The 12,894-nt window shown below is 57.9% G+C and carries 15 protein-coding genes; 14 read left to right on the top strand and 1 reads right to left on the bottom strand.

Annotated features, from left to right (window positions below):
* Nucleotides 1-602, bottom strand: a 602-nt coding sequence (gene sfsA / locus VL197_15570) for a DNA/RNA nuclease SfsA (protein HUJ19403.1), incomplete at its 3' end; no start/stop codon positions are given.
* A 131-nt stretch (nt 603-733) separates the two neighbouring features.
* Here sfsA and VL197_15565 point away from each other — a divergent pair.
* The 14 genes from VL197_15565 to VL197_15500 form a co-directional block, all read left to right on the top strand.
* The gene (locus VL197_15565; GenBank protein HUJ19402.1) at nt 734-1,660 is read left to right on the top strand and encodes a 4Fe-4S binding protein; all 927 of its coding nucleotides are present in this window, start codon (nt 734-736) and stop codon (nt 1,658-1,660) included.
* Between the two features lie 319 nt (nt 1,661-1,979).
* Nucleotides 1,980-2,591, top strand: a complete 612-nt coding sequence (locus tag VL197_15560; GenBank protein HUJ19401.1) for a peroxiredoxin — start codon at nt 1,980-1,982, stop codon at nt 2,589-2,591.
* Nucleotides 2,592-2,594: 3 nt separating this feature from the next.
* Nucleotides 2,595-2,993 (top strand): Rrf2 family transcriptional regulator, encoded by a 399-nt coding sequence (locus VL197_15555; GenBank protein HUJ19400.1) that lies wholly within the window; start codon nt 2,595-2,597, stop codon nt 2,991-2,993.
* A 54-nt stretch (nt 2,994-3,047) separates the two neighbouring features.
* Nucleotides 3,048-4,469 (top strand): cbb3-type cytochrome c oxidase subunit I, encoded by a 1,422-nt coding sequence (locus tag VL197_15550; protein HUJ19399.1) that lies wholly within the window; start codon nt 3,048-3,050, stop codon nt 4,467-4,469.
* An 11-nt stretch (nt 4,470-4,480) separates the two neighbouring features.
* Nucleotides 4,481-5,371, top strand: a complete 891-nt coding sequence (locus VL197_15545; GenBank protein HUJ19398.1) for a cbb3-type cytochrome c oxidase subunit II — start codon at nt 4,481-4,483, stop codon at nt 5,369-5,371.
* Nucleotides 5,372-5,380: 9 nt separating this feature from the next.
* Nucleotides 5,381-5,563, top strand: a complete 183-nt coding sequence (locus tag VL197_15540; protein ID HUJ19397.1) for a cbb3-type cytochrome c oxidase N-terminal domain-containing protein — start codon at nt 5,381-5,383, stop codon at nt 5,561-5,563.
* 462 nt (nt 5,564-6,025) lie between these two features.
* Complete coding sequence (locus VL197_15535) at nt 6,026-6,196, top strand: CcoQ/FixQ family Cbb3-type cytochrome c oxidase assembly chaperone (GenBank protein HUJ19396.1); 171 nt, start codon at nt 6,026-6,028, stop codon at nt 6,194-6,196.
* Nucleotides 6,193-7,509: a 4Fe-4S dicluster domain-containing protein gene (locus VL197_15530; protein HUJ19395.1), complete on the top strand. Its 1,317-nt coding sequence runs from the start codon at nt 6,193-6,195 to the stop codon at nt 7,507-7,509. Before VL197_15535 ends, VL197_15530 begins: the two co-directional genes overlap by 4 nt.
* An 88-nt stretch (nt 7,510-7,597) precedes the next feature.
* Nucleotides 7,598-8,053, top strand: a complete 456-nt coding sequence (locus VL197_15525) for a FixH family protein (protein ID HUJ19394.1) — start codon at nt 7,598-7,600, stop codon at nt 8,051-8,053.
* The gene (locus VL197_15520; protein ID HUJ19393.1) at nt 8,050-8,517 is read left to right on the top strand and encodes a hypothetical protein; all 468 of its coding nucleotides are present in this window, start codon (nt 8,050-8,052) and stop codon (nt 8,515-8,517) included. The genes VL197_15525 and VL197_15520 overlap by 4 nt, the downstream gene beginning before the upstream one ends.
* 1 nt (nt 8,518) lies before the next feature.
* On the top strand, nt 8,519-9,199 hold the full coding sequence (locus VL197_15515) for a sulfite exporter TauE/SafE family protein (protein ID HUJ19392.1): 681 nt from the start codon (nt 8,519-8,521) through the stop codon (nt 9,197-9,199).
* A complete protein-coding gene (locus tag VL197_15510; GenBank protein HUJ19391.1) occupies nt 9,186-11,627 on the top strand; it encodes a heavy metal translocating P-type ATPase in 2,442 nt (813 codons plus the stop codon). Before VL197_15515 ends, VL197_15510 begins: the two co-directional genes overlap by 14 nt.
* Nucleotides 11,628-11,635: 8 nt before the next feature.
* On the top strand, nt 11,636-11,818 hold the full coding sequence (gene ccoS, locus VL197_15505) for a cbb3-type cytochrome oxidase assembly protein CcoS (protein ID HUJ19390.1): 183 nt from the start codon (nt 11,636-11,638) through the stop codon (nt 11,816-11,818).
* Between the two features lie 201 nt (nt 11,819-12,019).
* Nucleotides 12,020-12,894, top strand: an 875-nt coding sequence (locus tag VL197_15500) for an acyltransferase family protein (GenBank protein ID HUJ19389.1), incomplete at its 3' end; no start/stop codon positions are given.

The following is a 12,894-nucleotide window of genomic DNA, read 5'->3' as shown; positions in this document are numbered from 1 at the left end:
AGCGTCCGTGACAACTCGAGGTCAGTATGCCATTCAGGCATGAAATACTCAGCCTTCGGCCAATGAATAAGAAAGAGAACCGCCGCCTTGTTCCCCTTTTTCGCGATACTCTCCAGTTCGAGCAGATGCTTCGTGCCGCGGACGGTAATCGCATCGGGAAACATGGCGATCCTGTTCCCCACCAGGGTGCAGGATTTGACCTCGACGACGACGTTCCTCCCCGCTTGACCAAGCAGAAAATCGAACCTGCTGCGGCCTATGGTAACTTCAGGCTTGACCACTGCTGACCCCTCCAGGCCGGGGATCCTGCCCTCTTCGATCAATTGACGGGCAACGAGATTGTTCACATGTGTATGCAGCATGATGGGCCTGTTGTCCCGTTCCACGGCCGCAACGGTGTAGTCCGTGATGCGTTGACGCTCTTTTCTGCGCTTTTCAAGATAAAGGATTGTTCCGGGATAGAACAATTCCCAGAGCCTCCCGGGATTGGGCAGATAGGCGCGGACCTCCCGGTTCCTGACAGTGCATCCAACGATGAATCGGTTCGGCCTGTTCCGAAATACGGCTTTGACGATCCGGGGAAAGAATACCAATGAGCCCATTTGGTAATAGTACTCGAAAGTCCCGCGCCTGTCATTACTTTACCGTGTATGGATAGTGAACGGCAACAACCGCCCGCAGCCGTATGATACAGGTCATAGCTCTTTCGTGACGATCGTGGTATACAGGAACCATGAACCTGACCATCTACCGAAGAATAACCCAGGTCTCCTTCATCCTGTTCATCTTCCTGATACCGGTGCTCAATATTTTCCGCTATGACACGGACCTCAGGGAATTGATCGTGTTCGGCCACGTCTGGAGCCTCGGCCTTAAGCAGGGCTTTTATGCGGACCCGAGCGCCATCGGCGCCCTGCAGGTCGCCCTCCAGTTCTTCCTCAAGGCGATCCTGCCCTGGCTCCTCTTCCTTGCCCTGTTCCCGCTGCTCGGGTATCTGACCGGCCGGTTCTTCTGCGGCTGGCTTTGCCCGGAAGGCGCCCTGTTCGAGTTATCCGATTACCTGACGCTTCGTATCCTGGGCAGGCGCAGTCTCTATACGAAGAACCCCAACGATCCTGACGTTCCGGAACAGAACAGGGCAAGATACGCCGCGTTCGCTCTGTTGACCGCCATCGTGCTCCCCCTGGTCGGCGGCGTATCGCTCACCGGCTATCTCGTCGATCCAAGGACGATCTTCCACCAGATCGCGACCTGGCACTTCACGTTCGGCGTGAAGGCCGGCATTATCGGCGTCGCGATCTACATGCTCATCACCTCGGTCCTGGTGCGCCATGTGCTCTGCAGGTTCGTCTGCGCCGCGGGGCTCATGCAGATGCTGTTTGGCTGGATCAGCCCCGTCTCGCTCCGGCTGAACATGGACCTTGCCCGCATCTCGGCATGCACGGACTGCAAGGGCTGCGACAAGGCCTGTTTCATGAACGTCACACCCCGGAAGCACAAACAGGAAATTTCCTGCGTGAACTGCGGGGCCTGCGTGGAAGCCTGCAACCGGGAACTGGGCCAGGGTAACGGCTTGTTCCATCTCGGCTTCGGCAAGGGCTGCGCTCTTCCGAAGGAGAACTGCGGTCACCTCGTGCCGGAAAGCTCGCCCCGAACGTAATACTATTGTCTGTCCTTCACCGCGCCAGACAAACCTTTTACCGCCGCTCTCCGTCTCAAATGCTCAAGTTCCGTTCATCCGATCAAACCCGCAAAGCCATGTGAACCTGTGCTATAATTTTTCCGTTGGATCTAACCGCATAGGTGCATAAATAGGCAGCGCTCCCTGCGGCCGGAATGCATTTTTTTGTTCAAGGCACGGAACAGGGAGTGCCGTCCTACACCATCTCTTCTCACGAAACCATCTTGACAACCAGGGGATTTATGATAAATTAGGGTCTTAAATACCCTATTTAATACTTGTGCAAGGAGGTATCACCATGTCAGACCAGTGTTGCACGCTTCGCATAGGACAGGCCGTCCCTGATTTTAAGCTTGAAACCTTCGATCCGGTCAAAGGCGACTTCAGTGAAATAACCCTCTCAGCCCAGAAGGCCGCAAAGAAATGGACCGTCCTCTTCTTCTACCCCGCCGATTTCACCTTTGTCTGAGCCACGGAATTTGCTGCTCTGGCGGAGCAGTATGATAATTTTAAGAAAGCGGGCGCCGAGGTCATCACGGTCAGCGCGGACACCAAGTTCGTCCACCTCGCCTGGCAGCGCGATGAAAAGATGCTCGAAAAGGTCAAATATCCCATGGGCTCCGACCCGACCGGCAAACTGGGCAGGATGTTCGGCGTTTACGATGAAGCAAGCGGCCTCACGCTCCGGGGAACCTTTATCATCAACCCCGACGGTACTCTGCTCAACTCCGAGGTCAACTTCTACAACCTGGGAAGGAACATCGAAGAGACGCTCCGTAAGGTAAATGCGAATATTCATCTCGCCGCGTCCCCCGCTGAGGCTTGCCCCGCCCAGTGGAAGAAGGAAGGCGACAAGACCCTGAAGCCGTCGGCAAAACTTGTCGGCAAGATCCATGATGCGATGAAATAACTCATGCTCGTGACCCGGGAAACCGACTACGCCGTCCGTACCGTTCTGTACCTCGCGAGGAACAAGGACCGCAGGGTGAGCGTGACCGAGATCGCCCATGCCATGCACATCCCGAAATCCTTTCTCGCCAAGCTCCTCCAGAGACTGGTCAGGCACCATCTGCTGATCTCCATGCGCGGCGTGAACGGCGGCTTTCAGCTTGCTGCAAAACCATCTGAAATCACCCTTCTGGACATCCTGGAGGCCATGCAGGGTCCGGCGGGGATCAATGTCTGCGCGATCGACAGCAGGCGATGCAGCCTGAGTTCCACCTGTGCCGTCCATCCCGTATGGGTCAATATCCGAAAGGAGGTTGAAAAGAGGCTCAACAGGACCTCGATCGCCAAACTGATCGGCAAATGAGTCATGTGGCACGCATCAAGGGCACGCGGATGTCCCGGACAAGGAGGCAATCGTATGAATGATTATCAATATGATAATCAAACTGTGAAAGGCTTTATCGTATCCTCGATCTTTTGGGGGGTCGTGGGCATCGTAATCGGTCTCTGGATTTCCGTCCAGATGTGGATGCCGTCGTGGAACATCGCCCCTTACTTCACCTTCGGCCGGCTGCGGGTCGTCCATACCAACGGCCTCGCCTTCGGCCTCGGTATCGGCGCCATCTTCGGCATCAGCTACTATATCCTGATGCGGCTCTGCAAGAGGCCGCTCCTCTTCCCGAAGCTCGCCCGGTTCCACCTGTACCTGTTCAATGCGGCGATCGCGCTCGCCGCCCTGAGCCTGTTCCTCGGCATGAACCAGTCCCTGGAATACGCCGAGCTCGAATGGCCCCTCGACATCGGGGTCGTGATCCTCTGGGTCATCTTCGCCGTGAACGTCTTCGGCACGATCATCACGCGAAAAGAGGAGCAGATGTACATTTCCCTCTGGTTCATCATCGCCACGGTCGTCGCCGTGGCGGTCCTGTACATCGTGAACAACCTGTCGATCCCGGCGGGATGGAACAAATCCTATCATCTCTTCGCGGGCGTCAACAGCGCCAACGTGGAATGGTGGTACGGGCACAACGCCGTCGGGTTCATCTTCACCACGCCGATTCTGGCCATGTTCTATTACTTCCTTCCGAAGTCCACGGGCCTGCCCATCTTCAGCCACCGGCTTTCGATCATCGCCTTCTGGTCGCTCGTGTTCGCCTATCTCTGGACCGGCGCTCATCACCTGGTCTATACGCCGCTCCCCGACTGGATCCAGACCCTCGGCATCGCATTCACCATATTCCTGATCGCGCCTTCCTGGGGTTCGGTGATCAACGGATACTACACGGTTGGAGCGGACTGGTCCAAGATGCAGTCCAACTATCTCACCAAGTTCTTCATCCTGGGCATCACCTTCTACGGACTCCAGACGGTCCAGGGTCCGACCCAGGGCCTTCGCGTCGTGAGCCAGCTGATCCATTACACGGACTGGGTGCCGGGTCACGTGCACATGGGCACCATGGGATGGGTCACGATGACTGCCGCCGCTTCCATGTATTACATCATCCCGAAGATCTACAACACCACGATCTACAGCGAGAAGATCGCGAATGTCCATTTCTGGCTGGTGCTGATCGGCCAGCTCATCTTCTCGATCACCATGTGGATCACCGGGATCATGCAGGGCGCTCTCTGGAAGGCCACGAACGCCGAGGGCAATCTCCAGTATACCTTCGTGGATGTCCTTGCGAAGAACTATCCCTTCTGGCAGATGCGGACCGCCGGCGGCGTGATCTTCACGGTCGGCATGCTCTTCTTCATCTATAACATCTTCATGACGATGCGAAGCGGCAGCCTCGAGCGGAGCGACGTCAAGCCGGCATCAGCCGGCGCAAAGGCATAGGGGGTGATACCATGGCAGGTGATATTTACAAAAAACCGGTACTCTTCGCCGTCGTCTCGGCCGTCGTCATCCTGATCGGGACCGTGGTGACCATGTTCATCCCGATGCTGACCGCGGAGATGCATCCGAAGCTGGCGAACCTCAAGCCCTATACGGCTCTCCAACTCGCGGGCAAGGACATCTACCAGCGAGAAGGCTGCAATAACTGCCACACCCAGACCGTGCGGCCTCTCAAGACCGAGGTCATGCGCTACGGCGAGTACTCCAAGGCCGGCGAGTTCGCCTACGACCGCCCCTTCCTGTGGGGCTCGAAGCGGACCGGCCCCGACCTTGCGCGCATCGGCGGGAAATACCCCGACAAGTGGCACGAGGTCCACTTCGAGAACCCCCAGGCCATCTTCGCCCAGTCGAATATGCCGGCCTACGGCTGGCTGAAGAAGAACGGGCTCGATCCCGACGACATCGCGGCTCACATGCGCGCGAATGACTTTCCCTATAGCGCCGACGAGATCGCGCAGCTGAAGGACAGGAACGAGCTGGAAGCGCTGATCGCCTACATGCAGGTGATCGGCATTGCCGTCAAGAAAGCTCCGGAGCCGGCACCCGCACGGTCCGATCTGCAGAACCCCTTTGCCGGCAAAGCCGACGCCATCGCCCTGGGATCGAAGTTGTTCAAGGACAATTGTTCGGCCTGTCACGGCGATGACGGCAAGGGAGGCATCGGACCCAGTCTCGCGGACCGCAAGTTCCTCTCCGGCCCGGGCGACGGGTCCGACGGCGACTATTTCAACGTTATCCAGAACGGCACCCAGGCAGGCATGCCGCCATTTTCAAGCACGCTGGATAAGAACAAGACCTGGTCCCTCGTTGCCTATATCCGGTCCCTGCAGCAAAAAAAATAAGGAGACGCCATGGCTGACGATTTCGATGATCTAAGCAGGTTCGAAGCAAAGAATACGTCACATACACTTCCCCTGGGCTGGCAGATTCTTTTCTGGGGATTGATACTCTTCGGCATCTATTACGCGATCGCGTATACGCCATCCCTGGGCGGCTGGTCCCAGGAACGGGCATTCACGGAATCCGTGAAGTAGTTTCCCCCGTGGAGCCGGGAGCGGCATCTCTGACAACCTGCAACAGCGCAAGCGCCCCGGCTCCATTCTTCTTTTTTCTCTGCCACGAAACAAAGTTGTGCCGTACGTTACATTAAAATGAACGCGAAAAAATGAAACCACAGAGCGTACGGAGAAAAAGGAGCAGAAACAATCTCCCTGTTCTCAAGTAATTTTAAAAAAGCCCGGGATGAAGAGCTAAGGAACATGAAGTGCACGCAGAGGGGTGGCGAAGCCTAACAGTTCACTGAGATCTCTGCGGTGGAATTTGACAGCGCGAAGCAATAAAGGGAGGCCCCTATGGACATTTCCATATTTGCAACGATCGGGTTTACGACGCTAGCCGTGATCGGCATTCTTGTGCTTTTATTCACGGGAAGCCGGAAGAAAAAAGCATCGTGATGCGCAGATTCGATTCACGCTGACGCAAGGGAGAATTACTCCGTGGAAAAGCAAGCCTGGGCATACGTTATTTTTGGCATCGTCCTCGTTGTTCTGTTCGTGGTCATCATCGTCCACTACTATTCAGGTAAACGGAAGAACAAGGTGGAAGAGGCAAAATATAAAATGCTCGACGACGATGAAGATGATGAGGATGGCGCCGGACGATCATGACCCGGAAATACCACAGGCTAAGACGGATCACAGGCGCTATTCTGCTCCTGGCCCTCATCGGCATCCCCTTCGTTCGCGTTCATGAACAGAGCGCTTTCCGCTTCGATATCCCTACGCTCCGGCTCCTGTTTTTCGGAGCCGAGATCGGCATGGCGGACTTCTTCATCGTCCTGATCGCGCTGATCTTCCTGACCTTCTTCATTCTTTTCACGACCACCCTGTTCGGCCGCATATGGTGCGGATGGCTCTGCCCTCAGACCGTGCTGGTTGACGTGACGGATACGGCGGCCGGCAAACGCGGCCCCGGAGCGCGTACGGCAGCAGCGGCCCTCGCGCTCGCGGTGAGCGGAGTCGTTGCGGCCAGCCTTATCTTTTACTTCGTATCGCCCTACGACCTTCCCGGGATGCTGACGATTGGCGGTACTGCGTCGCATATCATCACCGGATCCTGGATCGCCCTGACTGTGCTCCTCTTTCTCGACCTGACCCTGCTCAGGCGTACGTTTTGCGCGACCGTCTGTCCCTACGCAAAGCTCCAGAGTGTCCTGTTCGACGACCGGACGCTCATCGTCGCGTTCGATCCCAACCGCTCCGACGAGTGCAGGGAGTGCAAGGCCTGCGTCAGGGACTGCCCGGTCGGGATCGACATCCGGGAGGGCTCCCAGATCGAATGCATCCACTGCGCCGAATGCGTGGACGCCTGTATTGGTCGGATGGCGATCCGGGGCCGGAGATCGCTGATCTCTTACATGTTCGGCGTTCCCGGGTTGCGCCGGACGGGGCTCAGGATAAATCTGCTGATCACCGGGGTCATCAGCCTCGTTTCGCTTGTCTTTCTGGTATCGCTTGCAGTGTCCAGAATGCCCTTTGATATGAACGTCCGTCTGAACTTTGCCGCGGGCCAGCAGAAACAGGCCGATGGCAGCGTCACCAACGTCTACGAGCTGTCCTTCAGGAACCTCGCGGGAAGGGACCAGTTCCTGGCGTTGAGTGTCACCGCCCCCGGAATATCGGCAGCCATCACCCCGTCGATGGTGAGCCTGAAGAAGAGCTCTGACGTGCTCCGGGTGCCAATTGTCGCCAGGGTTAAAGGCGTCCCTGAAAGCGTCCAGAACGTGGTGCTTGCGATCACGGCCACCTCTTCCCGTGACAACAGGAGCATGACGAGGAGCGTGACCTTCCTGATGCCGCAAAACCCTAACCCGGACAAGCCGGCTCAAAACCGGAAGTTAAAGGCGTCTCTCGCGGAGCACGCGGAGGACGCAGAGTTTAAACCAAAGCCCGAAAGTCTTTCATGGCGAACTATTTTTTGATTTTCTCTGCGATCTCTGCGCCTCTGCGAGATATTTTCTTGCCCTTTTGTAAAGAATTTGATTTGTTTGTTCCGAAAGGAGCAATACGATGCGCACCCTGATCATCGTGATCGGCATCCTTGTTGTCGCGGCGACGGCCGCTACGATATTTATCGGCACGAGAAACTTCGAGGGCCTTGTCGTTGATAGACCCTACGAGACAGGTATCGACTGGGACAGGATCCAGGAGCGGAAAGCGAAGCTCGGCTGGTCCGCGACCTTAAGCAGAACTTCGTACCCGCTCGGCAGGAACGACCTGATCGTGAATATTGCCGGCAGGAACTGCTCACCAATGTCCGACACCATCCTTTCCATAACAGTCAGCAGGCCTTCAACGAATCGCTATGACAGGACCTATCAGGCCCTGAGGCAGATCGACGGCAGTTATCTCGCCTCGATCGAGCTTCCGCTCCCGGGGCGCTGGGATGTGATCATCCATGTCACGTCGGGGCAAGAACAGGCTGATTTTAAAACGTCCCTTGCCGCAGAAAGAAGCGGACCATGACGAGTGCCCGCGTTCCCATCGACGGAGCGGCTTTTCTCCTGTTCTCCCTGCTCCTGGTCGTGGCCGCTTCTGATGGAACGGCCGTCTCTGCCTCTGACGGGACGAAGCCTGTTCCCTGTGATATCCAGCGCGGGGCCTGCTCTGCGGACCTGGGCAACCGCCTGACCCTGCAATTCGAGATCCAACCCAGGCCCGTCAAGACCATGTCGGAGCTGACCTTCGTGGTGACGCTCCTCCAGGACAACAGAGAGGTCATTGATGCAACCGTCGCTCTGGACCTTTCCATGCCGGGCATGTACATGGGAAAGAACAGCGCGGTCCTGAAACACATTGCGAACGGCCGCTATGAAGGCAAAGGGCTGATCCCGAGGTGCATGAGCGGCAGCCGGACCTGGCAGGCGGACCTTGCCGTCGTTCGCGGACAGCAAAAGGGTTCAGCGAGCTTCCTCATCGAGGTGCCCTAGCATGGAACCGGCATACGTTCTGGCGCTGTCAACAGGTCTTCTCGGCGGCTTTGGACACTGCATCGGCATGTGCGGACCGCTGGTTGCATCCTATGCCCTCGCGGGCAGGCCGGAAAGCGCGCAAACATTCTCCCGCACCCTCGCTCCCCACCTTTTCTATAACGCGGGCCGCATTGCAACCTATGCGGCCATCGGTGCAGCCATGGGCCTCTCGGGCTCCTTTCTGAACGTGGCGGGATCGCTTGCCGGTGTCCAGAACTGCGTTGCCCTGCTCGCGGGTGTTTTCATGATCATCATGGGGCTCGGCACCAGCGGCATCTGGGGAAACTCGCGATGGATCGAGAGACACAACCTCCCGGTCCTCCGCGCAGCCCACGGTCTCCAGGCCTCCGCCTCTCCGTACCGGTTCCTTGGGCTCGGCCTTTTGCTCGGCCTGCTTCCCTGCGGCCTGTCCTATACGATCTTCATCGCCGCGGCCGGGAGCGGAAACATCCTTTCCGGGATGATGACGGCACTGCTGTTCGGACTGGGCACACTCCCCGCCATGCTCGCCGCAGGCTGGGTCCTGTCATCGCTCGGCGCCCGCTTGCGGGGTGCTGTGTACCGTGCCAGCGGAGTGCTCGTCATTGCCATGGGGGTTTATTTCCTCTATAAGGGGATACGACTCTATGCCCGTCTGTGACCACTGCATGCTCGAGGTATCCGACCGCGATGCCGTTCATGAAGACATCAACGGCAGGGAGTGCGTGTTCTGCTGTCATGGATGCAGCGGCATCTACCGCCTGATCCGCAGCGAAGGGCTCGATGAGTTCTACGTGCGGCGGAGGGACTGGTCTCCCGGCCCGGCCGAGGACAGGCCGCTCGACGTCTCGGCGTTCAGGGAGGTCCTTCATCCCGTCGGGAACGAGATCGAGATCGATGCGGTGATCGACGGCATCCGGTGCGCCTCCTGCGTCTGGCTGAACGAGAAGATACTCCTCCGGACAAAAGGCGTCACCCGCGCGGTGGTGAACTACGCGACCCACCGGGCGAAGATCCGCTGGAACCCGTCGGAGATCGACCTCGGCGTCGTTCTCGGCCGCATCCGGTCCATCGGCTATACCCCGAAGCCCTTTCTCCCGAAGGCCTGGGAGGATGAGCAGAAGCGCCAGTCCCGGGACCTGCTCATCCGGTTCGGGACCGCCGCTTTCTTCTCGATGCAGCTCATGCTCTTTTCCATGGCCCTCTATGCAGGCTATTTCCAGGGTATTGATGAGGAGACCAAGTTCATCTTCCATCTGATCTCCTTCGCGCTCACCACGCCGGTCCTGTTCTACGCGGGCTGGCCGATCATCAAGGCGTCGTTCCGGGGCTTGCGCAACCGCACGTTCAACATGGACGTCCTGATCGCCGCCGGCGCCCTCTCCGCCTACGGCTACAGCATCTACGCCATCACGACGAACGGCGAGGTCTATTTCGACACGGCGGCCATGATCATCACCCTCATCCTGCTCGGCAGGTACATCGAGGCCGGAGCCAAGGGAAGGGCATCTGCCACGATCTCCAGGCTGATGCAGCTCAGCCCGCGGGAGGCGCGGAGACTGTCCGCTGCAGCAGATGCTCCTGACGCGGCCGGCGGCTCTCAGCGCCGGATGGTGCCGATCGCCTCGGTGCTGGTGGGAGACCTGATCGAGGTGATCCCCGGGGAGAAGATCCCGCTCGACGGTACTGTCCTCTCGGGCTCATCAGAAGCAGACGAGTCCATGCTGACCGGCGAATCAAGGCCCGCGGCCAAGACCGCAGGGGACCCCGTATACGGCGGAACGATCAATCTGTACGGAAGCTTCGTGTTCCGTGTCACGAAGACGGGCAGGGACACCGTCCTCTCGCAGATCATCCAGGCGGTCGAAGACGCACAGGCCCGCCGCGCTCCCATCCAGTCCATTGCCGACCGTGTGATCGGTTATTTCGTTCCCGCTGTCCTGCTCATCGCCCTTTTCACCTTCCTGGGATGGCTCTGGCATGGCGCCCCGCTCCCGCAGGCGGTCATGAACGCCGTATCGGTCATGGTCATCGCCTGCCCCTGCGCGCTGGGTCTGGCAACTCCGCTTGCCATCCTGATCGGCACGTCCCAGGCCGCGTCGAAAGGGATCCTGGTCAAGGGCGGCGACGTGATCCAGAAAGCTGCGGCCGTGGATCATGTCGTACTGGACAAAACCGGCACGATCACGGAAGGAAGACCGGTCGTGACGCACTGTGCGGGCATCGGGATCCCTGATGACGAAGCGCTCAGGCTCGCGGTCTCCCTGGAGCAGCGCTCTGAACATTCCCTCGGCCGGGCGATCTCGGACGCGGCTTTGAACATCGGGCCCGAAGAGGTGCGCGACTTTTGCGCTGTCCCCGGCAAGGGGGTCAGGGGATCGATCAACGGAAAGCGCGCTCTTATCGGCAGCAGTTCCTTCCTCGAATCCGAAGGCGTCTCCGGCATAGATGCCTTCCTGACCGCTGAACAGCTTCGGAGCATCGAGACCTGCCAGAACGCCGGATCGACGGCAATCTTTCTCTCCTGCGACAACCGTCTGTCCGGCATGTTCGTGATCGAGGACCGGGTAAGAAAAGAGGCCGCCGAGGCAATAGGGATGCTGAAGAAGGCGGGAATGGGGGTGTCCCTGGTGACCGGCGACAACCGGAAGACTGCGGAAGCCGTTGCGCGGGCAGTCGGCATTGACGAGGTCAAAGCCCATGTGTCCCCCCTCGAAAAATCATCAGAGGTGAGCCGTCTGGAAGCGGGTGGCAGTCATGTGCTCATGGCCGGAGACGGGATCAATGATGCGCCGGCGCTCGTCCGGGCCTCGGTCGGCGTTGCCCTTGGCCGGGCAACGGACATCGCGCTCGAGAGCGCGGACATCGTCGTCATGCGGCCGGACCTCAGGCTGGTGCCGGCTGCGCTCGCCCTTTCCCGAAAGACCTTCTCCGTGATCCGGCAGAACATCTTCTGGGCCTTTTTCTACAATCTGATCGTGATTCCCCTCGCGATCGCGGGGATGCTCCACCCGATCGTGGCCGCCGGTGCCATGGCTTTCAGCTCGCTTTCCGTGGTCGCGAATTCCCTTCGCGCGAGGACCTCCTGATGGGCATCATGTACCTTTTGATCTTTCTCACGGTATGCATCGGCCTCGCCGGCTGGCTGCTCTTCCTCTGGGCGGTCAAGAGCGGGCAGTACGACGATGTGGAGGGCCCGAAGTACCGCATGCTCGAGGACGAGGAAGATGAAAAGAAGAGCGAGGAAGAGGCCCCTGACAAGGATCATCCCGGAACATGAGCAGGAATCATTGAAACAGGACGTGCTTGTCGCCCCGGTTCCCCCTTATTCTTCCCCTTGCGTTGCCTGAAGACAGGATACACGTCCGCGCCAGCATACCCATCCAACCCGCATCTCGTATTGACTCGCCTCGTATCTTTTGTTATAAAGTACCGTCACTATGTTTTCTGGTAAGGAGCATCTGTGGAGCAGGAAACTGCAATGACAGAACGGTCGGAGTATCTCGATATAGCCAAGGCTCTGGGCATCATGGCCGTAGTGTACGGCCACGCCTCAGGCCCATTTGCGAACTTTGTATCCTTGTACCACATGGCGCTTTTTTTCTTCGTTTCGGGTTTTTTTTTCAAGGACAGCTACACGCCGGACCCGGTTGCCCTCGTGAAAAAGAGGATCAAGTCTCTCTATGTGCCATTCATCACCTATGGTCTTTTCTTCGGTCTTCTCCATAATTTCTTATTCAAGGTAAATATCTACACCGAAAGGCTGGATTCGGTCTACAACAAGGTCTCCTATTTATCCACCAATCGGGAATACCTTCTGAACCTGCTGAAGATCGCGTCCTTCGCGAAGATCGAGCAGATCCTGGCGCCGCTCTGGTTCCTGCCGGTGCTTTTCCTGGTGAATATGCTGTTCGTGGCAGTCAGCTATGTCATCTACAGGATCAAACCTGGCCGCAAGGAACTCTGGCTGGCAGTGGCAATTGCCGGACTGTTCTGTCTCGGGTTCCTCTTTTATCCCGAAAAGAACCTCGTCCTGCGCCCGCTCAGCATCGCCATGGTCGTAACCGTGATGTTCTACTTCGGATATCTTTTCAAGCGATACGAAAGCGCTTTTGATTTCAACGCGGCTTACGCCTTCGCCTGTTTCATGGTCCTTGCGGTCAGCTCCCGGTTCGGCACCATCGATACGGGCGGGCATCAGTTCGTTTCCCCGGCTTTTTACCTTGCCTGCTCTTTGTGCGGGATCTATCTGAACCTGTATATTGCGAAGGCCGTTGTGGCAGGATCATTGTTAAAGAATTTTTTCGTCTATGCCGGAAGAAATACCATCACCATTCTGGCCCTGCATTTTCTCGC

It is taken from the genome of Nitrospirota bacterium (assembly GCA_035516965.1).
Classification (GTDB): Bacteria; Nitrospirota; UBA9217; order UBA9217; family UBA9217; genus MHEA01.
The sequence above is the reverse complement of the archived record's forward strand: the minus strand, read 5'-3'. Positions and strand labels throughout refer to the sequence as shown.